Below are 24,712 nucleotides of genomic sequence, written 5' to 3' on the forward strand. Positions count from 1 at the left end.
CGTTATGCCTTCCTGTACGGCAAAACGCAAAATTGAACAAATTGAATTTTATGGCGGCCGCTGCCACTTCGTGGAAAGCGCCTGCGAAATTTATGCGGCTTCTGAACAGCTGGCACGTGAACTGAACGGGCATTATATGGACCAGTTCACCTATGCTGAACGCGCCACCGACTGGCGTGGTAACAACAATATTGCCGACAGTATCTTCCGCCAGATGCAGTGCGAGCCCAACCCCGTGCCTCGCCATATCGTGATGAGCGCAGGAACCGGCGGCACCTCAGCAACCATTGGTCGCTATATTCGCTGTCAGGGCTACGACACTCGTCTGATGGTGGTGGACCCGGAGAATTCGGTTTTTCTGCCCTTCTGGCAGGATCGCGATGCGACATTGCGCAGCCCGGTCGGCAGCAAAATTGAAGGCATCGGCCGTCCGCGTGTCGAACCGTCCTTCATTCCTGACGTAGTTGATGAAATGCTGCGTGTGCCGGATGCCGCAAGCGTTGCCACCGCGCACTGGCTGGAAACGCAGTTGGGTCGTAAAGTGGGCGCCTCAACCGGAACCAACATGTGGGGGACGTTACAACTTGCCGCCCGTATGCGCGACGCCGGAGAAACGGGGTCGCTGGTGACGCTGCTGTGCGACAGCGGCGAACGCTATCTGGAAACCTACTACAACCCGCAATGGGTTGACGCGCACATAGGCGATTTAACGCCGTGGAAAGCGGAACTTGCCCAGTTGCTGAATACACACTGAGCAGACAAAAAAAAAGCCAGACGCGAAGTCTGGCTTGCTGGAAGGGATCTCTCATTCGGGGGAATAAGGTAGATGCGGATTGTCCAGCCAATGCGTCAAAAAGTGAGATACAGCCTGATTGCGGCAATGCCCAATCACCGATAAATGCGGCAGTTCAGCCATCAGTTGCGGCATTGCGTTACCCATAATCAGGCCGCGCCCAACGCTGCCTAACATTTCGCGATCGTTCATAGCATCGCCAAACGCCATACACTCGGACATTGAATATCCTAAGTGGTCACTCAACACCGCCAGCGCGGATCCTTTGTTACAGCCCCGCGGTAGTACCTCAAGGCAATCAACCGCGGAGAAACAGAGATTCGCCTGTTCTCCCAGCGCTTCATTCAGTTGAATGCGCAACTGGATCAGAGACTCATGATCGCCGCAGAAACAGATCTTCGTTACCTGATGAGCCGGAATACGTTTCACATCGACGATCTGGTAGCGAAATCCGCTATACACATGCGCCTGTAGCAGCGAGGGGATCTCTTGTCCGGTAAACCAACCGTTGTCATTAAAGACATGCATGCTGGCGGTGGTATCCCATTTCTGATGTAACACGATATCCGCAACATTCGGATCCAGATCCTGACGGTGCAACACGTCGCCCTCAAGAGAGTGAATGCGCGTGCCGTTACCGGTGATCAAAAAGGCGTCCAGTGAGATAGAACCCAAAATATGGCGCATCTCCAGCACATGGCGGCCGGTGGCAAATGTCAGGGTGATATCGCGTTCACGCAGACGCGCCAGCGTTGAAAGCGTTTCGTCACCTAAATGGTGATTCGGCATCAAAAGGGTGCCATCCATATCAAATGCAGCCAGACGAGCCATTTCTTTCTCCACACTGTGACGCGGTTAACTTGTGATTCAGTATCACCTGAGATATACGGAAGTAATAGTGAATAGATAAAATGAATTGTTCCGGGTTTATATGAGATTGTTGAATCGCCTGAACCAGTATCAACGCCTGTGGCTGCCTTCGAACGGAGAACCGCAGTCGGTGACCGTCGGGGAACTGGCTGAACGCTGTTTTTGCAGCGAGCGCCACGTGCGAACCCTGCTAAAGCAAGCGCAGGATGCGGGCTGGCTGGAGTGGCACGCTCAGTCCGGACGCGGGAAACGCGGAGCATTACGTTTTTTGGTCACCCCAGACTCGCTGCGCAACACGATGATGGAGCAGGCACTGCAAAAGGGTGAACAGCTCAGCGTACTGGAACTGGCTCAACTGGCCCCCGGGGAATTAAGAACCCTGCTGCAGCCGTTTATGGGCGGGCAATGGCAAAATGATACGCCAACCCTGCGTATCCCCTATTATCGCCAGCTCGAACCTTTGCATCCTGGATTCCTGCCCGGTCGCGCAGAGCAGCACCTTGCCGGACAGGTATTCTCTGGCCTGACACGTTTTGACAGCACTACGCAACGTCCCTGTGGAGACTTAGCCCACCACTGGAATATCTCCGCTGACGGCCTGCGCTGGGATTTCTATATTCGTTCCACCCTGCATTGGCATAACGGCGATACGGTAAGCAGCACGCAGCTACATCAACAGTTGCTGAAGCTGTTAGAGTTACCTGCGCTGAATAAGCTGTTTATCAGCGTAAAGCGCATTGAGGTGACGCATCCCCAGTGTCTGACCTTTATTCTGCATCGTCCCGACTTCTGGCTGGCGCACCGTCTGGCGAGCTACAGCAGTCACCTGGCGCATCCTGAGCACCCGTTTGTGGGTACCGGCCCGTTCCGGTTGACACTGTTTACTCCCGAGCTGGTGCGTATCGAGAGTCACGATCACTACCATCTGAGTCATCCGCTATTGAAAGCCATTGAATACTGGATAACCCCACAGCTTTTCTCCCAGGATTTGGGCACCAGCTGTCGCCATCCGGTACAAATTGCGATAGGTAAACCAGAGGAACTTCCCATGCTAAGCCAGGTAAGCAGCGGGATCAGCCTCGGTTTTTGCTATCTTACGCTCAGAAAAAGCGCGCGGCTGAATACGCAACAGGCCCGTCGACTGGTCAATATTATCCACCGCTCTTCGCTGCTACAGACGCTTGAGGTGGATGAAAACCTCATTACTCCCAGCAATGCCCTGCTGCCAGGATGGACGATCCCACAATGGGATGAACTGAACGAAGTAGCGCTACCAGAAAAACTGACGCTGGCTTACCACCTGCCGGTAGAACTGCACGCCATGGCTGAACAGCTTCGCCAGGCCCTGGCAAAACTGGGCTGTGAATTAACGCTTATTTTTCATAATGCTAAAAACTGGGATGGCGACCATCCTTTAGCCCAGGCCGATCTGATGATGGGCGACAGGCTGATTGGCGAAGCCCCCGAGTATACCCTCGAACAGTGGTTACGTTGCGATCAGCTATGGTCACACGTGCTGAATGCACCCGCATATACTCATCTGCAGACCACGCTGGATGCCTTGCAAATTCAGGCCGATGAGGACGATCGTCATGCAGCTTTACAGCAGGTTTTCGCCACGCTGATGCATGACGCAACCCTGACGCCGCTGTTCAATTATCACTATCGCATCAGCGCGCCACCAGGGGTGAACGGCGTACGCCTGAATCCTCGTGGCTGGTTTGAGTTCACCGAGGCCTGGTTACCGCCCCCTTAATCGTGAAGAAGCTGGTCGGCGACACGCCCAGGCGCTACCATAAGGGTTTCGTTATTTGTCAGGAAAAGCCATGAAACGTGCCGTTGTTGTATTCAGTGGAGGTCAGGACTCCACGACTTGTCTGGCGCAAGCGCTGCATCAGTATGATGAAGTGCACTGCGTGACCTTTGATTATGGTCAGCGCCATCACGCTGAAATTGACGTCGCACGTGATCTGGCCTTAAAACTCGGCGCCCGCGCGCACAAAGTGCTTGATGTCACGCTGCTCAGTGAACTGGCTGTCAGCAGCCTGACCCGCGATAATATTCCGGTACCCGATTACGAACCGGATGCGAACGGCATTCCCAATACCTTTGTGCCAGGACGCAATATTCTGTTCTTAACGCTGGCAGCAATTTACGCGTACCAGGTGCAGGCAGAGGCGGTCATTACCGGCGTTTGCGAGACCGATTTCTCTGGTTATCCGGACTGTCGTGACGAGTTCGTCAAAGCGCTGAACCATGCCGTAAGCCTGGGGATGGCGAAAGATATTCGCTTTGAAACCCCACTGATGTGGATCGATAAAGCCGAAACCTGGGCGCTGGCTGATTACTGGGGCAAGCTGGACCTGGTACGCGAAGAAACACTAACCTGCTATAACGGCATCAAAGGTGACGGTTGCGGTCACTGTGCGGCGTGTAATCTGCGTGCCAACGGCCTGAACCATTATCTGGCGGATAAACCGGCAGTGATGGCGGCAATGAAGCAGAAAACCGGCCTGAAATAATAGAGCGAATAGTGCCGGATGGCGGCGTAAACGCCTTATCCGGCCTACCGACAGCGTTCATCGTACGCAATGTCGCCCGTAGGCCTGATAAGCGAAGCGCCATCAGGCAACGTTGAGCTACTGCACCATCTGCTCCAGTTTTTCGCGTAACTCCCCTTCCAGCGGCAGCGCTTTTTGCGTTTTCAAATCAATACAGACGAAGGTAATCAACGCGTCAGCCACCACCTGCCCTTCCGGCTCCAGGGTAATTGTCTGGTTTAACACCCCGCTTTTGCCATTTAGCTGTTGCACCTGACTGGTGATGGTCAGCAGGTCGCTTAGCACCGCTGGACGGTGGTAGTTAATATTTATATTCACGACCACAAAAGCGATGTTGTGTGCGGTCATCCATTGAAAGCTGTCGCTGTTTTCCAGACCATCCCAACGGGCTTCTTCCAGAAACTCGAGATAGCGGGCGTTGTTGACGTGCTGATAGACATCAAGATGAAAACCACGGACTTTGATTTGTGTTTGCATAGCGCAGGGGCCTTACGTTGTTTTTATAGGAACAGACTTTAGGGTAAAGAGGTCATAACTGGTATGACCTCTACAGTCTGGCAAATTTTCAGCGCTGTGCAAGTTATTAAAGTGTTAAAACTGCCAGGTTACGCTCCACCAGCGAACTGCCCATACCCGGTACCTGCTTTAAGTCCTCCACCGTTTTAAACGGTCCGTACTCCTCACGATAGCTCACAATCGCCTGCGCTTTCTTCAGACCGACGCCATTCATGACTCGCGCTAAATCCTCCGCGGAAGCGCTGTTGATGCTTACCCTGGTGCCTTCATCGTCGCTTGCTTTAGCGGGCTGTGTGGCTTTGCTTTGTGCCGCCCCTGAGTTTTCCGCTTTGGTTTGAGTCGCTTGGCTTTTGGCGACAGCCTCAGCCGCCAATGCAGTTTGGGCCATACCAGCGCAGGTCAATGAAAGAGTGATAAGCAGGGCTTTGATTCCATGTTTCATACTGTTTTCTCCTTGTTTGTTAACAGTGGAATCACGATAGCGAGGTGCAGAACAGCAGACAAACGGCAAATATCAAAAATGGAAAAGGCCGCGAAAGCGGCCTTTTGTAGATACAAACTTTTGCAATTTTTTGCGAGCGGACTCGGTTATTGCTGCTGTTCCAGCGCATCACCGACTTTAATTTTTGCCGCTTTACGCAGGTTACTCATCAGCGCTTCGAAGACAATCTGCGCGTTGTTCTGAGTGATCCCCTGAACCATCGCTTTCTTCTGCGCTTCAGGCATAGAACCGGCTTTCACCTCGTCCAGCGCCAACAGTACAACGTTACCCTGCATATCGTTCGCAACACCGTAGCTCGGCTTGTCTTTCGCCGGCAGGCTCAGACCAAAGGCAGCCTGACTCAACGGATCCTGACCCGTACGGCTCAGCGTTTTCGCCTCGCCAAAGCTCAGACCCGCCGCTTTCAGCGCTTCATCGCCTTTACCGGCTTTCAGATCCGCCAGCAGTTTATCGGCATCAAGCTTCGCCTGCTGCTCTGCTTTATTGTGCTTAACGAGCGCAGTTACCTGCTCTTTCACTTCAGCCAGTGGCTTTACGGCTTCTGCTTTGTGTTCGCTAATACGCAGCACGAACGCGCGATCGCCATCCACGGTGATGATATCGGAGTTACTGCCAGGCGTTCCGTTCTCGCCAACCAGACCACCATTGAAAATGATGTCAGCGACTGGTTTGAAATTCAGTTCTTCCGGCAGGCTGTCACGGCTAAACCAGCCCGTTTCAACCGCTTTCACGCCCGCGGCCTGCTCCGCACCCGCCAGGGATTCGTTATCGTTGCTGGCCGCATCGCTGACTTTCTGTTGCAGCGCATAGTAGGCATCCAGCGCTTTTTCCTGCTTCACTTTCGCCGCAATGTCCTCACGGGCTTCGCTCAGCGGTTTAACCTGCGCAGGCTGTACGTCATCAAGACGCGCCACGAGGAAACCAACGGAAGACTTAATTACGCCAGACAGTTGGCCTTTTTCTTTCAGACCGGCATTTTTCAGCTCATCTGGGGTGGTAGAGTCTTCCAGCCACCCCATATCACCGCCGTTACGGGCAGAGATGATATCGGCAGATTTTTCTTTCGCCAGAGTCGCAAAATCACCGCCTTTGTTCAGCGCATCAAGCACCGCTTTTGCTTCATCTTCCGTTTTGGTCTGGATGATGCTATAGCGGTTACGCTGCGGCTGAGTGAACTGATCCTGATGCTGGTCATAATAAGACTGAATATCAGCATCGCTGGCGGTTTCCTGCATTGCTGCAGCGTCCAGCTTGATATAGCTCACACGGAACTGTTCCGGCGTCATAAAGTTGTTTTTATTCTGCTCGTAGTAGCTGGCAACTTCCTGCTCGGTAACAGACTGCTTCGCGGCCAGTGCGTTAACGTCAATCGTCGCTTCACGCACGATACGTTGCTGTGCAACCAGTGCAGCCAGTTCGTCCGTTTCCCCCTTCAGCATGAAGTCGGTCCCGGCAACGCCGTTGATCAACTGTTGCGTGGTGAGCTGGTTACGCAATGCCTGAGCGTACTGGTCTGCGGTCATGCCCATCTGATTCACAATCGCGTTGTAGCGGTTGTTATCAAATTTGCCGTCAACCTGGAAGGCCGGTGTGGCGAAAATAGCCTGCTTAATCTGATCGTCGCTAATGTTGAGCTTAAGCTCACGGGAGTACTGATCCAGCAGCGCTTCGTCCACAAGACGATTCAGCACCTGCTGACGCAGCGTTTTCATATAACCTTCGTTCGCCGCCAGCTCAGAATATTGATCGCCCAGCTGTTGCTGCATGCGGTTACGTTCGCTGTTGAACGCATTCTCGAACTGCCCGCGGCTGATCTCCTGGCCATTCACTTTAGCGGCGTAGTTATTGCCCCCGCCAATCAGGTAACCACTCACGCCGGTCAAAATGAACGACACGATAATGATACCGAAAATAATCTTGAGCACGAGACTGTTAGCAGCCGTGCGTAAGCTGTCCATCATGGTGTAACCACACTCCGCTGTAGATGACTATACGCGTTATCTCTAAAGCCGCCTGCGCGTTGACACAACAACGGCGGCAATGATTTTGAGTATATATGCTTCACGCAGCATAGCGTTTCCTGAACGCTGCGCACAAAGGCCTATTGTGACAAGAAACAGGGGTAATTGTCAGCCCACAACACGTAGAAAGTACCGGAATTACAAATAAAAAAGGCACATCAGTCGATGCGCCCTTGTACTTCGTCACATCCCCAAAGGGGAAATCACTTAGTTTACCGCGTCTTTCAGTGCTTTACCTGCACGGAAGCCCGGTACTTTAGCCGCGGCGATGGTGATCTCTTTACCTGTTTGCGGGTTGCGACCAGTACGGGCAGCACGCTCTTTAACGGCAAAAGTACCAAAACCTACCAGTGCTACGTCATCACCTTCTTTCAGGGATTCGGTAACAGAAGCAATAATTGCATCTAACGCACGTCCAGCCGCAGCTTTAGAGATATCAGCCCCTGCAGCAATTTTGTCGATCAGTTGAGATTTATTCACTCTTCTCTTCCTCTTTATAATATATATCGCACCAGAATCCTTCAAAGTGCGACCGCGCAGCAGTTATATCAGGCCTGCCATGCCCTTACAACACCCGATAATGATGGCAAGCCCAATCCGTTATCTAAATTAGCTATACAAAAAAAGGCTGGCAAGCCCGAAATGGCCTGCCAGCCCTGTTTTTATTAATGCTCTTTGCGCGAGGTCACTATTTTGCCGTCACAACCTGCATTCCAGAGGGTTCATTTTGCAACGCAAGAGTCAGAACTTCCTCAATACGTTTCACCGGGTGAATATTAAGATCGGCAATGACGTTGTCCGGAATCTCTTCCAGGTCACGTTTGTTTTCGTCTGGAATTAAGACCGTTTTAATGCCGCCGCGGTGCGCCGCCAGCAGTTTCTCTTTCAAACCACCAATAGGCAGAACCTGACCACGCAGGGTGATCTCGCCGGTCATCGCCACATCGGCACGAACCGGGTTACCGGTCAGACATGAGACCAGCGCGGTGCACATGGCAATACCCGCACTTGGACCATCTTTTGGCGTCGCGCCTTCAGGTACGTGAACGTGGATGTCGCGTTTTTCGTAAAAGTCCGGATTAATACCCAGTTTTTCCGCACGCGCACGCACCACGGTCAGCGCTGCCTGAATGGATTCCTGCATCACTTCGCCCAGAGAACCGGTGTAGGTCAGCTTACCTTTACCCGGTACGCAGGCGGTTTCGATGGTCAGCAGATCGCCGCCCACTTCCGTCCACGCCAGACCGGTCACCTGACCCACGCGGTTTTCGTTATCCGCACGGCCATAGTCAAAGCGCTGTACGCCCAGGTAGTCGTGCAGGTTATCGCCATTGATCTCGATGTGTTTCAGTGATTTATCGAGCAACAACTGCTTAACTGCTTTGCGGCACAGTTTGGAGATTTCGCGCTCCAGACTACGCACGCCCGCTTCACGGGTGTAGTAACGAATAATGCCTACAATGGCGCTATCGTCGACCGTCAGCTCACCTTTTTTCAGCGCGTTACGCTCAATCTGTTTTGGCAACAGGTGACGTTTCGCAATGTTCAGCTTCTCGTCTTCGGTATAACCAGACAGACGAATCACTTCCATACGATCCAGCAACGGTGCTGGAATGTTCATGGAGTTCGACGTCGCAACAAACATCACGTCGCTGAGATCGTAGTCCACTTCCAGGTAGTGATCGCTGAACGCCACGTTCTGCTCTGGATCCAGCACCTCAAGCAGTGCGGAAGCCGGATCGCCACGCATGTCAGAAGACATTTTGTCGATCTCATCAAGCAGGAACAGCGGGTTCTTAACGCCCACTTTGGCCATTTTCTGGATCAGTTTGCCCGGCATCGAACCGATATAGGTCCGGCGGTGACCACGAATTTCAGCCTCATCACGCACGCCGCCAAGCGCCATACGGATGTATTTACGCCCTGTCGCCTTGGCGATGGACTGACCCAGAGAGGTTTTACCTACCCCTGGCGGCCCAACCAGACACAGGATCGGCCCCTTGATTTTGTTCACACGGCTTTGGACCGCGAGATACTCAAGGATACGGTCTTTGACGCGTTCCAGACCGTAATGGTCGGTATCGAGGATTTCCTGCGCCTGACGCAGGTCTTTTTTGACCTTGCTACGCGCATTCCACGGCACCTGTACCATCCAGTCGATGTAGCCACGCACGACCGTCGCTTCTGCCGACATCGGAGACATCATTTTCAGCTTCTGCAGTTCCGCTTCCGCTTTCTCTTTTGCCTCTTTCGGCATTTTCGCCGCGTCGATCTTACGCTTCAGTGCTTCGTTTTCGTCCGGCGCATCGTCCATCTCGCCGAGCTCTTTCTGAATAGCTTTCATCTGCTCGTTCAGATAGTACTCACGCTGGGACTTCTCCATCTGCTTTTTCACGCGGTTGCGAATGCGTTTCTCAACCTGCAGCAGATCGATTTCTGACTCCATCATCGCCATCAGATATTCCAGACGTTCATTCACGTCGGACATCTCCAGCACGGACTGTTTGTCAGCCAGCTTCAGCGGCATGTGCGCTGCGATGGTGTCCGCCAGACGTGCAGGATCGTCAATGCTGTTAAGCGACGTCAGCACTTCTGGTGGGATTTTTTTGTTTAGCTTGATATAGCCTTCGAACTGGCTGATAGCTGTACGTACCAGCACTTCCTGTTCACGCTCATCAATAGCAGGCGAATCAAGGTACTCCGCTTTCGCAGAGAAATGCTCGCCGTTGTCTGACAACGCAGAAATACGCGCGCGCTGTAACCCCTCGACCAGCACTTTTACGGTGCCGTCAGGCAGTTTCAGCATCTGCAAAATAGAGGCCACGGTCCCGACGGTGAAAAGATCGTTTACACCCGGCTCATCCGTTGACGCTTCTTTCTGCGCGACCAGCATGATTTTTTTATCATGGTCCATAGCCGCTTCAAGACAACGGATAGATTTTTCCCGCCCTACAAATAAGGGTATGACCATGTGCGGATAAACCACCACATCGCGCAACGGCAATACGGGGATTTCAATGCGTTCAGAACGCTCAGGATTCATAGAGCTCTCTCTTAGTTTAGTTTCCGCCAGGTAATCAGGTGGTACGACTGTGCTTCACACCACCTTTAACATGTATGTCAGTATATGGGGATGATTCCCACACATTCAACGCCATGTTTACGGAAAAATAAAAGGGGAGATAAAATCCCCCCTTTTTGGTTAAACGCCTGTATGAATTGATGAATTATTCGCCAGATGCCTGCTGTGCTTCCGGCTTACCGTAAATCAGCAACGGCTTGCTCTGTCCGCCAATCACCGACTCGTCGATCACCACTTTTTCAACGTCTTCCATAGAAGGAAGATCGTACATGGTGTCGAGTAACGCCGCTTCGACGATAGAACGCAGACCACGCGCACCGGTTTTACGAATCATCGCTTTCCTGGCGATAGCATCCAGCGCTTCCTCGCGGAATTCCAGATCAACACCTTCAAGATTGAACAACGCCTGGTACTGCTTGGTCAGGGCATTTTTCGGCTCTTTCAGGATCTGAATAAGCGCTTCTTCGCTCAGTTCGCTCAGAGTTGCCACAACCGGCAGACGACCGATGAACTCAGGGATCAGACCAAATTTAATCAGATCTTCCGGTTCTACCTGCGACAGCAGTTCACCTTCGCTGGCTTTATCAGACTGTGCTTTTACCGTTGCGCCAAAACCAATGCCGGAGCCGGTTTCAACACGGTTAGCAATCACCTTATCCAGACCGGCAAATGCACCACCGCAGATAAACAGGATCTTGGAGGTATCAACCTGCAGGAATTCCTGCTGAGGATGTTTACGACCACCCTGCGGCGGAACGGCGGCAACCGTACCTTCGATCAGTTTTAACAGCGCCTGCTGTACGCCTTCGCCGGAAACGTCACGGGTAATGGACGGGTTGTCAGACTTACGAGAAATCTTGTCGATTTCATCGATATAGACGATCCCACGCTGTGCTTTCTGCACGTCGTAATCGCACTTCTGCAACAGTTTCTGAATAATATTTTCAACATCTTCACCCACATAACCGGCTTCGGTCAGCGTGGTGGCGTCGGCCATAGTGAACGGAACGTCCAGCAGGCGCGCCAGCGTTTCAGCCAGCAGCGTTTTACCGGAACCCGTCGGGCCAATCAGCAGGATGTTACTTTTGCCCAACTCGACGCCATTGCTGGTGTCGCCGTTGCGCAGACGTTTGTAATGGTTGTATACCGCGACCGCCAGCACTTTCTTCGCCTGTTCCTGGCCAATAACATAATCGTCCAGGTGGTTGCGAATTTCATGTGGCGTCGGCAGCGCACTGCGTTCACGGTGCGGTGCTACTTCCTTAATCTCTTCGCGAATGATGTCGTTACATAAATCAACACATTCGTCGCAGATATACACGGATGGTCCGGCAATCAGCTTACGCACTTCATGCTGGCTTTTGCCGCAAAAAGAGCAGTACAACAATTTGCCCGAGCCATCTTTGCGTTTATCTGTCATGGGTCAAAACCTCTTCTTTGTTCTTTGTGCCGCACACGACGACGCAAATGCCATTCTCAGGCGCAAGACGCTAGTCAGCGTTGTGCCGCTCCAGGTAATTATAGCGGCACACCTGCGCGCTGGGCATTAATTACGATGGGTCAAAATCGAGTCGACCAGACCGTACTCCACCGCTTCAGAAGCGGAGAGGAAGCGATCGCGCTCGGTATCACGTTCAATCTGCTCAAGAGATTGACCCGTATGATGCGCCATAAGTTCGTTCATGCGCCCTTTTACCTTCAGGATTTCACGGGCATGAATTTCAATATCCGTTGCCTGACCCTGGTAACCGCCCAGAGGCTGGTGGATCATGACGCGAGAGTTAGGCAGGCAAAAACGTTTACCTTTCGCCCCGGCGGTCAGCAGGAACGCGCCCATTGAGGCCGCCTGGCCCATACAAATGGTGCTGACGTCTGGCTTAATAAACTGCATGGTGTCATAGATAGACATCCCGGCAGTGATCACCCCACCAGGGGAGTTAATATACAGGTAGATATCTTTTTCCGGGTTTTCTGCTTCCAGGAACAGCATCTGCGCCACGATCAGGTTAGCCATATGGTCTTCGACCTGGCCGGTCAGAAAAATGACGCGTTCCTTAAGTAGACGAGAATAGATATCAAATGAGCGCTCACCACGTGAGGTCTGTTCAATGACCATCGGCACCAGCGCCATATGGGGTGCAAAGTTATCTCGTTCGCCGCTGTATGACATTTCCGTCTCCTGGATAAAATTTGAAAAAACCTGCTGTGCTGATTGTAACCTTATGGACGGATTATCAGCTAGTCCCTCAGTAATGGGTACGACATCGCCATAATTCAAGCATAACAATCTTTTGTTGTAACGCTAACACTGAAACGCTGTTTTCGCACTCTTCCCATGCAAAATGCGTGACAAAAAAAAACCCGCCACCAAAAGGTGACGGGCTTGCGTATGAAATTCGTGCTAAAAAAGCGACGAATTACGCCTGCTGGTTCATCAGTTCGTTGAAGGAAGTGGCTTTTTCAGTCACTTTCGCTTTCGCCAGAACGGCTTCAACAGCCTGCTCTTCCAGAGCGACGTTACGCATGTTGTCCATCAGCTCTTTATTTTTGCTGTAGAACTCAACCACTTCTTTCGGATCTTCGTAAGCAGAAGCCATCTCTTCGATCAGGCCTTTAACGCGATCTTCGTCAGCTTTCAGTTCATTGGTGCGAATCACTTCGCCCAGCAGCAGACCAACAACTACGCGACGCTTAGCCTGTTCTTCGAACAGTTCACGCGGCAGTTCCAGAGCTTGTTTCTCGTTGCCGCCGAAACGCTGTGCAGCCTGACGACGCAGAACGTCGATTTCGCTGTCGATCAGCGCAGCCGGAACGTCGATGTCGTTAGCTTTTACCAGACCTTCGATCGCCTGAGACTTAACGCGGTTACGCACTGCGCCTTTCAGCTCGCGTTCCATGTTTTTGCGTACTTCAGCGCGCAGACCTGCTACGGAACCATCTTCAACGCCGAAACGTTTGATGAATTCTTCAGTCAGTTCCGGCAGTTCGCGTTCTTCAACTTTCTTCAGGTTGATAACGAACTTAGCGGCTTTACCTTTCAGGTTTTCAGCGTGGTACTCTTCCGGGAAAGTCACGTCGATAGTGAACTCTTCGCCAGCTTTGTGGCCTTTAACGCCTTCTTCAAAGCCTGGGATCATACGACCCTGGCCCATTGCCAGAACGAAGTCAGACGCTTTGCCGCCTTCGAACTCTTCCCCGTCTACAGAGCCGGTGAAGTCGATGGTTACACGGTCTTCTGCGTCAGCAGCGCCGTCTTTGTCTTTCCAGGTTGCCTGCTGCTTACGCAGGGTGTCCAGCATCACGTCAACGTCAGCGTCAGTAACTTCAACAACCGGTTTTTCAACTTCGATTGCTTCCAGGCCAGTCAGCTCAACTTCCGGGTAAACTTCGAACTCTACCGCGTAAGTAAAATCTTCACCCAGCTTGTATTCACCCGGAACGTAGTTCGGTGCGCCAGCCGGATTGATTTTTTCTTTGATGATCGCGTCAACGAAGTTGCGGCTCATCAGGTCACCCAGAACGTCCTGGCGAACAGACGCGCCATAACGCTGAGCAACAACATTCATCGGTACTTTTCCTTTGCGGAAACCGTCAATACGCACTTTCTTCGCTACGTTGACCAGCTCGCTTTTCACAGCGGTCTCGATGCTGTCAGCAGCGATAGTAATCGTTACACGGCGGCCAAGGCCTTGAGTGGTTTCAACTGAAACTTGCATCTTGTTACCTCAAAAAATCACAGTGCTCGGTCAACTCTTCTCCGCAAGCACAGGTTGTTGGCTTCGCGGAACTGGGATGTTCTCATAATCAATCACATTCCCTGTCGTCAGAATCATCCCGAAGACATTCCGAAAAATAAGACGCGCATTATAGCGGCATCACTTTTATGAGTCGAGAACGGTTATCGCGCGTTGCTGCGGCTTTTTTCACAATTCCCGGCTAATTTTTGTCTGAATACTGGACGACCTACTCAGAATTCAGACAAAACAAAACGGCCCGCAGGCCGTTTTCACATAATCTGTAGCAACATACTGGAAAAGCGTCGGTTGTTGCAAATCCGTTTTTACGCGATGCTTCCCGCCCCACGACACGGAGGCGATGCAAAAATCGTATCCTGCAACGCTTCCCACTCCTTAATGGTGTAGGTATGCAGGGCAAGGGCATGAACGGTTGTGGAAAGCTCTGCCGTTAACGTGCTGTAAATCATCCGATGACGATTAAGAAAACGTTCACCTGTAAAGCGATCGCTGACCAGCACAACCTTAAAGTGGCTTTCAGAACCAGCCGGGACATTGTGACGATAGCTTTCATCCACAACTTCGAGGAACACGGGTTGGAACGCTGCCCTTAATTTTTCTTCTATTTGCTCACGAATCATCATGAAATTTTCCTCCGACAACGCTGAGATGTCACCCATCCCTTTAAATACTAGCCGCTTTTACCGTTTTCATTACACCTTAGCAACAAAAAATTAGCGCTTGTCTGATTTTCTCAGCCAAATGGATGAAGTTCACTAATTCCTCACTTCGATTTATTGCAAAAAGTCCGTTTATGGTCTCCACAAAATCATAAAACGAACAACACAATGAATTTACATGCGTTACCCACTTCCCCTCATCGTTGGCGATGTTATGATGGCGGGAAATTTCTCCAACCATACAATTTAGATTCGCTGAGAGCCCTGGCATGTTTAAAAAAATCCTCGTCCCGTTTGTCGCGCTGTTCATGTTAGCTGGATGCGCAACGCCGCCGACCACTATTGAAGTCTCCCCGAAAATTACTCTGCCGCAGCAGGACCCAAGCCTGATGGGCGTGACCGTTAGCATCAACGGTGCCGACCAGCGTCAGGATCAAGCGCTGGCAAAAGTCACCCGCGACAACCAACTGGTTACGCTGACTGCGTCACGCGATCTGCGCTTCCTGCTACAAGAAGTGCTGGAAAAACAGATGACCGCACGCGGTTATATGATTGGACCAAACGGTGCTGTAAACCTGCAAATCATTGTTAGCCAGCTGTACGCTGACGTGTCTCAGGGTAGCGTGCGCTATAACATCGCCACCAAAGCAGACATCGCCATCATTGCGACCGCTGCTAACGGCAACAAGATGACCAAAAACTACCGCGCAAGCTATTCTGTTGAAGGCGCACTGCAGGCCTCTAACAAAAATATCGCTGACGCCGTTAACAGCGTGCTGACCGACACCATCGCTGATATGTCTCAGGACACCAGCGTTCACGATTTCATCAAGCAGAACGCGCGTTAATTTCTGCCCATATGGCCCGGCGTTCGTCGGGCCTATAGAAGCCCATGTCCAGTCATTACTTACGTATTTTTCAGCAACCACGTTCGGCTATCCTGCTCATGCTGGGGTTCGCCTCCGGTTTACCGCTCGCACTGACCTCGGGTACGCTCCAGGCATGGATGACGGTCGAGAATATCGATCTTAAAACCATCGGTTTCTTTTCTCTGGTCGGCCAGGCCTACGTGTTTAAGTTCCTCTGGTCCCCGCTTATGGATCGCTACACGCCGCCATTTTTAGGTCGACGTCGCGGTTGGTTGTTGGCAACTCAGGTGCTGTTACTCATTTCTATCGCCGCGATGGGTTTTCTGGAGCCTGGCACACAGCTGCGCTGGATGGCCGCGCTTGCGGTGGTGATCGCGTTTTGTTCAGCATCGCAGGATATCGTCTTTGATGCCTGGAAAACCGACGTGTTACCCGCCGAAGAACGCGGCACCGGCGCGGCTATCAGCGTGCTGGGATATCGATTAGGGATGCTGGTTTCCGGTGGGCTGGCCCTGTGGATGGCCGACCGCTGGCTCGGCTGGCAAGGCATGTACTGGCTGATGGCCGCGCTACTGATTCCCTGCATTATCGCCACCCTGTTAGCACCCGAACCGACTGATGCCATTCCGGTGCCCAAAACGCTGGAGCAGGCGGTTGCAGCCCCGCTGCGCGACTTCTTTGGTCGTAACAACGCCTGGCTTATCCTGCTGCTTATTGTGCTGTATAAGCTCGGTGATGCCTTCGCCATGAGCCTGACCACCACCTTTTTGATCCGCGGTGTCGGATTTGATGCCGGTGAAGTCGGCGTCGTCAATAAAACGCTGGGGCTGCTGGCGACAATAGTCGGTGCGCTATACGGTGGGATCCTGATGCAGCGTCTTTCGCTGTTTCGCGCGTTACTCATTTTCGGCATTCTGCAGGGCGTATCGAACGCCGGATACTGGCTGCTTTCTATAACCGACAAGCACATGTTCAGTATGGCGACTGCCGTCTTCTTTGAAAACCTGTGCGGTGGGATGGGTACTGCGGCGTTTGTCGCCTTATTAATGACGCTGTGTAATAAATCGTTCTCCGCAACCCAGTTCGCCCTGCTCTCCGCGCTTTCAGCAGTCGGTCGCGTTTACGTTGGCCCGGTAGCAGGTTGGTTTGTCGAAGCGCACGGATGGCCAACGTTTTATCTGTTTTCCGTGTTTGCCGCGATGCCTGGACTCCTGCTGCTGCTGGTGTGCCGCCAGACGCTGGAACATAGCTGGCAAAATGAGAGTTTTATTCCACGCACAGAGTTCCGTGGGGCGTACAATCTGGCTTTGATGACGCTAGTAACGGGCTGCTGTTTGCTGGCTGTTTGGCTGTTGCTGCTCACCATGAACGCGCTGGATTACACCAGCTTCTCTTTCCTGACAGGGCTGCTTGAAGTCTCAGTCGCGGTCGCCATCTGTGGCGTCGTATTGGGTGGGTTACTGGACTATCTTGCACTACGAAAAACACGTCTGATGTAATTTTTCACATTAATTTGGCCGTTGTAATCACCCTGCGTAATTATAACGGCTAAATAAACAACAATTGATAAAAATAATATTTGTTGTTTTGTGCGCCATAGAATTTGGAAATTATTGACTCCTTTTATAAATTCTATTTTCCTTACTCGATTCAGCCAGATCAGATTTATTTTTTGTTCATCATTTGTCTTTTTATTGATAATCAATTGTTAAACAATTGTTTTATTTCCGTATTGGTTATACCAATTGCCCTCAACACCTCCCCTGCTCGCCCGCTTTCGTTATAACGTGATGTTGCAACAGGTTCTTAAAGCCGAGACGACATATATTGCAACATATGTGACATGCACGGCAGAACCCGGTAACACAGATCCAAGGATGTTTACAGTAATGTAACCTTCCCGTAAAATGCCCTCACACTTTAAACGCCACCCGGTCCCGTGGAATTGAGGTCGTTAAATGAGACTCAGGAAATACAATAAAAGTTTGGGATGGTTGTCATTAATTGCAGGCACTGCGTTACTCAGTGGCTGTAATTCTGCGCTGCTTGACCCTAAAGGACAGATTGGACTGGAACAACGTTCACTGATACTGACGGCATTTGGCCTGATGTTGATTGTCGTTATTCCTGCCATCTTGATGGCTGTTGGTTTTGCCTGGAAGTATCGTGCAAGCAATAAAGATGCGAAGTACAGCCCGAACTGGTCACACTCCAATAAAGTGGAAGCTGTGGTCTGGACGGTGCCTATCTTAATCATCATTTTCCTTGCCGTACTGACCTGGAAAACCACTCACGCTCTTGAGCCAAGCAAACCGCTGGCGCATGACGAGAAGCCCATTACCATCGAAGTGGTTTCCATGGACTGGAAATGGTTCTTCATCTATCCGGAACAGGGTATCGCTACCGTGAATGAAATCGCCTTCCCGGCGAATACTCCGGTTGAGTTCAAAGTGACATCCAACTCCGTGATGAACTCCTTCTTTATCCCGCGTCTGGGTAGCCAGATTTATGCCATGGCCGGTATGCAGACTCGACTGCATCTGATCGCCAACGAAGTCGGTACTTATGATGGTATCTCCGCAAGCTATAGCGGACCAGGCTTCTCCGGTATGAAGTTCAAGGCTATCGCAACAAAGGACCGCGCCGAATTCGACCAATGGGTTGCTAAAGCTAAACAGTCCACGAACACCATGAGCGACATGGCTGCGTTCGAGAAAGTGGCTGTGCCAAGTGAATACAACCAGGTGGAATACTTCTCCAACGTGAAACCCGATTTGTTTAAAGACGTTATTAACAAATTTATGGCTCACGGTAAGAGCATGGACATGACCCAACCCGAAGGTGAGCACAGCGCACACGAAGGTATGGAAGGCATGGACATGAGCCACGCGGAATCCGCCAACTCAAGGGGTTGAGGAAGAATACGATGTTCGGAAAATTGACGCTGGATGCAGTGCCGTTCCATGAACCCATTGTCATGGTTACGATCGCTGCCATTATCATCGGTGGTGCGGCCTTACTGGGCCTAATCACTTACTTCGGTAAGTGGACCTACCTGTGGAAAGAGTGGCTGACTTCGGTTGACCACAAACGCCTTGGCATCATGTATGTCATCGTCGCAATCGTCATGTTGATTCGTGGCTTTGCCGACGCCATCATGATGCGTAGTCAGCAAGCGCTGGCTTCTGCAGGTGAAGCGGGCTTCTTGCCACCTCACCACTACGACCAGATCTTCACGGCTCACGGCGTGATTATGATCTTCTTCGTGGCAATGCCATTTGTTATCGGTCTGATGAACCTGGTGGTTCCGCTGCAGATCGGCGCACGTGACGTTGCGTTCCCATTCCTGAACAACCTGAGCTTCTGGTTCACCGTTGTCGGCGTAATCCTGGTTAACCTGTCTCTGGGCGTGGGTGAATTCGCGCAGACCGGTTGGCTGGCGTATCCACCACTTTCGGGAATAGAGTACAGTCCAAGCGTCGGGGTCGATTATTGGATATGGGCAGTCCAGTTGTCCGGTATTGGTACAACCCTGACCGGTATCAACTTCTTTGTGACCATCATTAAGATGCGTGCTCCAGGAATGACCATGTTCAAGATGCCGGTATTCAGCTGGGCGTCTCTGTGCGCGAACATCCTGATTATCGCTTCTTTCCCAATCCTGACGGTTACCGTCGCGTTGCTGACCCTGGATCGCTATCTGGGTACCCATTTCTTTACCAACGATATGGGCGGCAACATGATGATGTACATCAACCTGATTTGGGCCTGGGGCCATCCGGAAGTGTACATTCTGGTTCTGCCGGTCTTCGGGGTGTTCTCCGAAATCGCGGCAACCTTCTCACGTAAACGTCTGTTTGGTTACACCTCGCTGGTGTGGGCAACCGTGTGTATCACCGTTCTGTCGTTCGTTGTTTGGCTGCACCACTTCTTCACCATGGGTGCAGGCGCTAACGTAAACGCCTTCTTCGGTATTACCACCATGATTATCGCCATCCCGACCGGGGTGAAGATCTTCAACTGGCTGTTCACCATGTATCAGGGCCGTATCGTATTCCACTCAGCGATGCTGTGGACGATTGGCTTTATCGTGACCTTCTCAGTCGGCGGCATGACCGGCGTACTGCTGGCGGTGCCGGGTGCGGACTTCGTACTGCACAACAGCCTGTTCCTGATTGCGCACTTCCATAACGTTATCATCGGCGGCGTTGTATTTGGCTGCTTCGCTGGTATGACCTACTGGTGGCCAAAAGCGTTTGGCTTCACGCTGAACGAAACCTGGGGTAAACGCGCATTCTGGTTCTGGATCATCGGCTTCTTCGTGGCATTTATGCCGCTGTACGTGCTGGGCTTCATGGGTATGACCCGTCGTCTCAGCCAGCAGATTGACCCTCAGTTCCATCCAATGCTGGTCGTCGCCGCCTGTGGTGCCGCGCTGATTGCACTGGGTATCCTGTGCCAGCTGATTCAGATCTACGTTTCTATTCGCGACCGCGAGCAGAACCGTGACCTGACCGGTGACCCATGGGGTGGTCGTACGCTGGAGTGGGCAACCTCTTCCCCGCCTCCGTTCTATAACTTTGCCGTTGTGCCGCACGTTCACGAGCGTGATGCCTTCTGGGAAATGAAAGAAAAAGGTGAAGCGTACAAGCAGCCTGCGCACTATGAAGAAATTCATATGCCGAAGAACAGCGGTGCCGGTATCGTCATTACCGCCTTCGCAACACTGTTTGGTTTCGCCATGATTTGGCATATCTGGTGGCTGGCGATTGCAAGCTTCGCAGGCATGATCATCAGCTGGATTGTGAAAAGCTTTGATGAAGACGTGGATTACTACGTGCCGGTCCCGGAAGTCGAAAAACTGGAAAACCAGCATTTCGATGAGATTACTAAGGCAGGGCTGAAAAATGGCAACTGATACTTTAACGCACGCGACTGCCCACGCGCACGAACACGGGCACCACGATGCAGGCCAGACCAAGATCTTCGGATTCTGGATCTACCTGATGAGCGACTGCATTCTGTTCTCTATTCTGTTTGCAACCTATGCCGTTCTGGTGAACGGCACCGCAGGTGGCCCGACAGGTAAGGACATTTTTGAACTGCCGTTCGTTCTGGTTGAAACATTCCTGTTGTTATTCAGCTCCATTACTTACGGCATGGCAGCGATTGCCATGTACAAGAACAACAAGAGCCAGGTTATCTCCTGGCTGGCGTTGACCTTCTTGTTCGGTGCCGGATTCATCGGGATGGAACTCTATGAATTCCATCACCTGATTGTTAACGGCATGGGCCCGGATCGCAGCGGTTTCCTGTCTGCGTTCTTCGCGCTGGTCGGCACGCACGGTCTGCACGTCACCTCCGGTCTTATCTGGATGGCAGTGCTGATGGTGCAAGTCGCTCGTCGCGGCCTGACCAGTACTAACCGTACCCGCATCATGTGCCTGAGCCTGTTCTGGCACTTCCTGGATGTGGTATGGATCTGTGTGTTCACTGTTGTTTATCTGATGGGGGCGATGTAATGAGTCATGCTAACGAGAGCGGCGGCGCATCCCATGGCAGCGTAAAAACCTACATGACAGGTTTTATCCTGTCGATCATCCTGACGGTCATTCCGTTCTGGATGGTGATGACAGGTTCTGCCTCTCCGGCCGTCATTCTGGGAACTATTCTGGCAATGGCAGTGGTACAGATTCTGGTGCACCTGGTGTGCTTCCTGCACATGAATAGCAAATCTGATGAAGGTTGGAACATGACGGCCTTTGTCTTTACTGTGCTAATCATCGCCATCCTGGTTGTGGGCTCCATCTGGATTATGTGGAACCTTAACTACAACATGATGATGCACTAAGAGCGGCGATTATGATGTTTAAGCAATACCTGCAAGTAACGAAACCAGGCATCATCTTTGGCAACCTGATCTCGGTGATTGGGGGGTTCCTGCTGGCCTCGAAAGGCAGCATTGATTATCCCCTGTTTATCTACACGCTGGTTGGGGTGTCACTGGTTGTGGCGTCGGGTTGTGTATTTAACAACTACATCGACAGGGATATCGACAGGAAGATGGAGAGGACCAAAAACCGCGTGCTGGTTAAAGGTCTGATTTCCCCTGCGGTCTCACTGGTATACGCCACCCTGCTGGGTATTGCTGGCTTTATGCTGCTGTGGTTTGGCGCGAACCCTCTGGCCTGCTGGCTGGGGGTAATGGGCTTCGTGGTCTATGTGGGCGTCTATAGCCTGTACATGAAGCGCCATTCCGTTTATGGCACGCTGATTGGCTCACTCTCCGGCGCTGCGCCGCCGGTGATTGGCTACTGCGCCGTAACCGGTGAGTTCGATAGCGGTGCGCTGATTCTGCTGGCTATTTTCAGCCTGTGGCAGATGCCGCACTCTTACGCGATTGCGATTTTCCGCTTTAAGGATTATCAGGCTGCCAACATCCCGGTACTGCCGGTGGTGAAAGGTATTTCCGTCGCGAAAAACCATATCACGCTGTATATCATCGCATTTGCTATCGCCACGCTGATGCTAACCCTGGGCGGCTATGCAGGTTATAAATACCTGATTGTTGCTGCGGCGGTGAGCGTCTGGTGGTTGGGCATGGCGCTGCGCGGTTATAAAGTGGAAGATGACAAAGTCTGGGCGCGCAAGCTGTTCGGTTTCTCCATCATCGCCATCACCGCGCTTTCCGTGATGATGTCCGTCGACTTTATGGTGCCAAACTCGCAGAACCTGCTGACTTACGTCTGGTAAGTTAATCGTCACATCTTCTATGCCGGATGGCGGCTGACGCCCTATCCGGCCTACAAAAAAGCACATTGCTTGTAGGCCGGATAAGATACGTGAGTATCGTCATCCGGCATTTTCGTTTCCAGCCGACGCCCCTCACAACCCCAACATTTGTTAATAAAGCGCATATTTACCCAGCCTGCTTAGCGCTTTACACTAGGCGCGAAATTAATACAGAGGTGGGAATGAACGATTACAAAATGACGCCCGGTGAGTTGCGCGCCACCTGGGGTTTAGGGACCGTATTCTCGTTGCGCATGCTTGGCATGTTTATGGTTCTGCCAGTTCTGACCACATACGGCATGGCGCTACAGGGCGCCAGCGAAGCGCTGATAGGCCTTGCCATCGGCATTTATGGCCTGGCGCAAGCCGTCTTCCAGATCCCCTTTGGTCTGCTCTCTGACCGCATCGGCCGTAAGCCGCTTATCGTCGGTGGGCTGGCGGTATTCGTTCTCGGCAGCGTGATTGCCGCCCTCTCCGATTCAATCTGGGGAATAATTCTTGGCCGCGCCCTACAAGGCTCTGGCGCGATTGCCGCTGCCGTAATGGCGCTGCTTTCAGACTTAACCCGCGAGCAAAACCGCACCAAAGCGATGGCGTTTATCGGCGTCAGCTTTGGTATCACCTTTGCCATTGCGATGGTGCTGGGGCCAATCGTTACCCATGCGCTGGGGTTACACGCGCTGTTCTGGATGATCGCCGCCCTTGCTACCACGGGTATCGTGCTGACCATTTGGGTCGTTCCCAATAGCACCAGCCACGTACTAAACCGTGAATCGGGCATGGTAAAAGATAGCTTCAGCAAAGTGCTGGCGGAGCCCAAACTGCTGAAGCTCAATTTCGGCATCATGTGCCTGCACATTTTGCTGATGTCCACTTTCGTCGCGTTACCAGGACAACTGGCGAAAGCCGGTTTCCCCGCCGCAGAACACTGGAAAATTTATCTGGTGACGATGCTGCTGTCCTTTGTTTCCGTGGTGCCGTTCATCATTTACGCCGAAGTGAAGCGCAAGATGAAACGCGTGTTCCTCGCCTGCGTGTTACTAATCCTTATTGCAGAGATTGTATTGTGGAGCGCTAACGTGCGTTTCTGGGGCCTGATTGCGGGCGTGCAGATTTTCTTCCTCGCCTTCAACCTGATGGAAGCCCTCCTCCCCTCGCTTATCAGCAAAGAATCACCTGCGGGTTACAAAGGCACGGCGATGGGCGTTTACTCCACCAGCCAGTTTCTTGGCGTGGCGATTGGCGGTTCGCTCGGCGGTTGGGTGGTCGAAATGTTTGATGGTCAGGCCGTATTCCTGGCCGGCGCGCTGCTGGCAGCCATTTGGTTACTGGTGGCAAGCACAATGAAAGAACCGCCGTACGTCAGCAGCCTGCGCGTGGAAATCCCACCTGAAATTGCCGCGGATGACACGTTGAAGCAGCGTCTGCTGGCGAAAGAAGGGATAAGCGAAGTGTTAATTGTGGCGAAAGAGCATTCGGCCTACGTGAAAATCGACAGCAAAGTGACCAATCGATTCGAGGTTGAGCAAGCGATAAGCCAGGCGTGAAGAGTGCCGGATGGCGACTAACGTCTTATCCGGCCTACAAATAGCGTGTGCGACCTGTAGGCCGGATCAGGCATTACGACTTAATCGCGGAAGTTTTTAAACTGGAACGGCTGGCCGAGATCGCCACCGCGAACCAGCGCCATGACGGATTGCAGATCGTCACGCGCCTTACCGGTCACACGAATTTCTTCGCCCTGAATCTGCGCCTGCACCTTCAGCTTGCTGTCTTTGATCAGCTTAACGATTTTCTTTTGCACCGCGCTTTCAATGCCCTGCTTCAGCTTAGCTTCAACAAACCAGGTTTTACCACTGTGCACGAAGGTCTCTGGTACGTCCAGCGACGTGCCTTCAATACCGCGTTTGAGCAGCTTGGCACGCAAAATATCCAGCAGCTGATTAACCTGAAAATCAGACTCGCTCAGCACCTTAATCGTCTTATTTGACTCATTCAGCTCAAAAGTGGCTTCAACGCCACGAAAATCAAAGCGTGACTCGACTTCACGGCTGGCGTTATCCACCGCGTTACGGGCTTCCTGAAGATCAACTTCAGAGACAATATCGAAAGATGGCATCTTTTCCTCTCCCTTCATTTTTGATGCGAAGCATAATACCTGCAAAGTTACTCAACAGACAGCGCTATACTAGGCTGTATCCTTTCATTGTACGTGGTAGTGACATCTGCGAACAATAATGGGGTGCGGTCGATATGGATTAACACCTGGTGCTGTTGCAGGTGAGGAGGAAG

General features: G+C 52.0%; 22 protein-coding genes. 11 read left to right on the forward strand and 11 right to left on the reverse strand.

Features of this window, described 5'->3' with window-relative positions:
• A partial coding sequence (locus FDX03_RS01955) for a pyridoxal-phosphate dependent enzyme (protein ID WP_249356967.1) occupies positions 1–754 on the forward strand: 754 nt, incomplete at its 5' end.
• Between the two features lie 51 nt (positions 755–805).
• Here FDX03_RS01955 and cof read toward each other — a convergent pair.
• The gene (gene cof, locus FDX03_RS01960; protein WP_137345403.1) at positions 806–1,624 is read right to left on the reverse strand and encodes an HMP-PP phosphatase; all 819 of its coding nucleotides are present in this window, start codon (positions 1,622–1,624) and stop codon (positions 806–808) included.
• 100 nt (positions 1,625–1,724) lie between these two features.
• Here cof and FDX03_RS01970 point away from each other — a divergent pair, with 100 nt between their 5' ends.
• Both FDX03_RS01970 and queC read left to right on the forward strand, forming a co-directional pair.
• Positions 1,725–3,419 (forward strand): SgrR family transcriptional regulator, encoded by a 1,695-nt coding sequence (locus tag FDX03_RS01970; RefSeq protein ID WP_137345404.1) that lies wholly within the window; start codon positions 1,725–1,727, stop codon positions 3,417–3,419.
• A gap of 70 nt (positions 3,420–3,489) precedes the next feature.
• On the forward strand, positions 3,490–4,185 hold the full coding sequence (queC, locus tag FDX03_RS01975) for a 7-cyano-7-deazaguanine synthase QueC (protein WP_115600837.1): 696 nt from the start codon (positions 3,490–3,492) through the stop codon (positions 4,183–4,185).
• A gap of 117 nt (positions 4,186–4,302) precedes the next feature.
• Here the strand turns inward: queC and FDX03_RS01980 are convergent, their stop codons facing one another.
• From FDX03_RS01980 to bolA, 9 genes are all read right to left on the reverse strand, one after another.
• Entirely contained in the window at positions 4,303–4,701 is a 399-nt protein-coding gene (locus FDX03_RS01980; RefSeq protein WP_137345405.1) for a YbgC/FadM family acyl-CoA thioesterase, read from the reverse strand.
• Positions 4,702–4,807: 106 nt separating this feature from the next.
• Positions 4,808–5,182: a helix-hairpin-helix domain-containing protein gene (locus FDX03_RS01985; RefSeq protein WP_048212425.1), complete on the reverse strand. Its 375-nt coding sequence runs from the start codon at positions 5,180–5,182 to the stop codon at positions 4,808–4,810.
• A 146-nt stretch (positions 5,183–5,328) separates the two neighbouring features.
• Positions 5,329–7,203, reverse strand: a complete 1,875-nt coding sequence (gene ppiD / locus FDX03_RS01990) for a peptidylprolyl isomerase (protein WP_115600839.1) — start codon at positions 7,201–7,203, stop codon at positions 5,329–5,331.
• A gap of 267 nt (positions 7,204–7,470) precedes the next feature.
• Positions 7,471–7,761 (reverse strand): nucleoid-associated protein HU-beta, encoded by a 291-nt coding sequence (hupB, locus tag FDX03_RS01995; RefSeq protein ID WP_219352570.1) that lies wholly within the window; start codon positions 7,759–7,761, stop codon positions 7,471–7,473.
• Positions 7,762–7,951: 190 nt separating this feature from the next.
• Complete coding sequence (gene lon, locus FDX03_RS02000) at positions 7,952–10,306, reverse strand: endopeptidase La (RefSeq protein ID WP_003831014.1); 2,355 nt, start codon at positions 10,304–10,306, stop codon at positions 7,952–7,954.
• A gap of 184 nt (positions 10,307–10,490) precedes the next feature.
• On the reverse strand, positions 10,491–11,765 hold the full coding sequence (gene clpX, locus FDX03_RS02005; RefSeq protein WP_040232704.1) for an ATP-dependent protease ATP-binding subunit ClpX: 1,275 nt from the start codon (positions 11,763–11,765) through the stop codon (positions 10,491–10,493).
• A 126-nt stretch (positions 11,766–11,891) separates the two neighbouring features.
• Positions 11,892–12,515 carry an ATP-dependent Clp endopeptidase proteolytic subunit ClpP gene (gene clpP, locus FDX03_RS02010; protein ID WP_003021624.1) on the reverse strand — a complete coding sequence of 208 codons (624 nt, stop codon included), beginning with the start codon at positions 12,513–12,515 and terminating at the stop codon, positions 11,892–11,894.
• Positions 12,516–12,762: 247 nt separating this feature from the next.
• The gene (gene tig / locus FDX03_RS02015; protein ID WP_003021622.1) at positions 12,763–14,061 is read right to left on the reverse strand and encodes a trigger factor; all 1,299 of its coding nucleotides are present in this window, start codon (positions 14,059–14,061) and stop codon (positions 12,763–12,765) included.
• Positions 14,062–14,405: 344 nt separating this feature from the next.
• On the reverse strand, positions 14,406–14,723 hold the full coding sequence (bolA, locus tag FDX03_RS02025) for a transcriptional regulator BolA (protein WP_040232707.1): 318 nt from the start codon (positions 14,721–14,723) through the stop codon (positions 14,406–14,408).
• Positions 14,724–15,028: 305 nt separating this feature from the next.
• Here bolA and FDX03_RS02030 point away from each other — a divergent pair, with 305 nt between their 5' ends.
• The 8 genes from FDX03_RS02030 (at position 15,029) to FDX03_RS02070 (ending at position 23,967) form a co-directional block, all read left to right on the forward strand.
• Positions 15,029–15,607, forward strand: coding sequence for a lipoprotein (locus FDX03_RS02030; protein WP_016152050.1), 579 nt, complete (start codon positions 15,029–15,031; stop codon positions 15,605–15,607).
• 44 nt (positions 15,608–15,651) lie between these two features.
• Positions 15,652–17,127 carry a muropeptide MFS transporter AmpG gene (ampG, locus tag FDX03_RS02035; protein ID WP_115643773.1) on the forward strand — a complete coding sequence of 492 codons (1,476 nt, stop codon included), beginning with the start codon at positions 15,652–15,654 and terminating at the stop codon, positions 17,125–17,127.
• Between the two features lie 459 nt (positions 17,128–17,586).
• Entirely contained in the window at positions 17,587–18,543 is a 957-nt protein-coding gene (gene cyoA / locus FDX03_RS02045) for a cytochrome o ubiquinol oxidase subunit II (protein ID WP_086523605.1), read from the forward strand.
• A gap of 11 nt (positions 18,544–18,554) precedes the next feature.
• Complete coding sequence (gene cyoB / locus FDX03_RS02050) at positions 18,555–20,546, forward strand: cytochrome o ubiquinol oxidase subunit I (RefSeq protein WP_003021610.1); 1,992 nt, start codon at positions 18,555–18,557, stop codon at positions 20,544–20,546.
• The gene (locus FDX03_RS02055; protein WP_003021608.1) at positions 20,536–21,150 is read left to right on the forward strand and encodes a cytochrome o ubiquinol oxidase subunit III; all 615 of its coding nucleotides are present in this window, start codon (positions 20,536–20,538) and stop codon (positions 21,148–21,150) included. Before cyoB ends, FDX03_RS02055 begins: the two co-directional genes overlap by 11 nt.
• Entirely contained in the window at positions 21,150–21,479 is a 330-nt protein-coding gene (locus FDX03_RS02060; protein ID WP_003021607.1) for a cytochrome o ubiquinol oxidase subunit IV, read from the forward strand. The genes FDX03_RS02055 and FDX03_RS02060 overlap by 1 nt, the downstream gene beginning before the upstream one ends.
• A gap of 11 nt (positions 21,480–21,490) precedes the next feature.
• On the forward strand, positions 21,491–22,381 hold the full coding sequence (gene cyoE / locus FDX03_RS02065; RefSeq protein WP_003835956.1) for a heme o synthase: 891 nt from the start codon (positions 21,491–21,493) through the stop codon (positions 22,379–22,381).
• A gap of 221 nt (positions 22,382–22,602) precedes the next feature.
• Positions 22,603–23,967, forward strand: coding sequence for an MFS transporter (locus FDX03_RS02070; RefSeq protein WP_137345406.1), 1,365 nt, complete (start codon positions 22,603–22,605; stop codon positions 23,965–23,967).
• An 80-nt stretch (positions 23,968–24,047) separates the two neighbouring features.
• Here FDX03_RS02070 and FDX03_RS02075 read toward each other — a convergent pair whose 3' ends face one another.
• Entirely contained in the window at positions 24,048–24,539 is a 492-nt protein-coding gene (locus FDX03_RS02075) for a YajQ family cyclic di-GMP-binding protein (RefSeq protein ID WP_003831002.1), read from the reverse strand.
• Positions 24,540–24,712 lie beyond the last annotated feature (173 nt).

It is taken from the genome of Citrobacter sp. wls827 (genome assembly GCF_005280875.1).
Classification (GTDB): Bacteria; Pseudomonadota; Gammaproteobacteria; order Enterobacterales; family Enterobacteriaceae; genus Citrobacter; species Citrobacter youngae.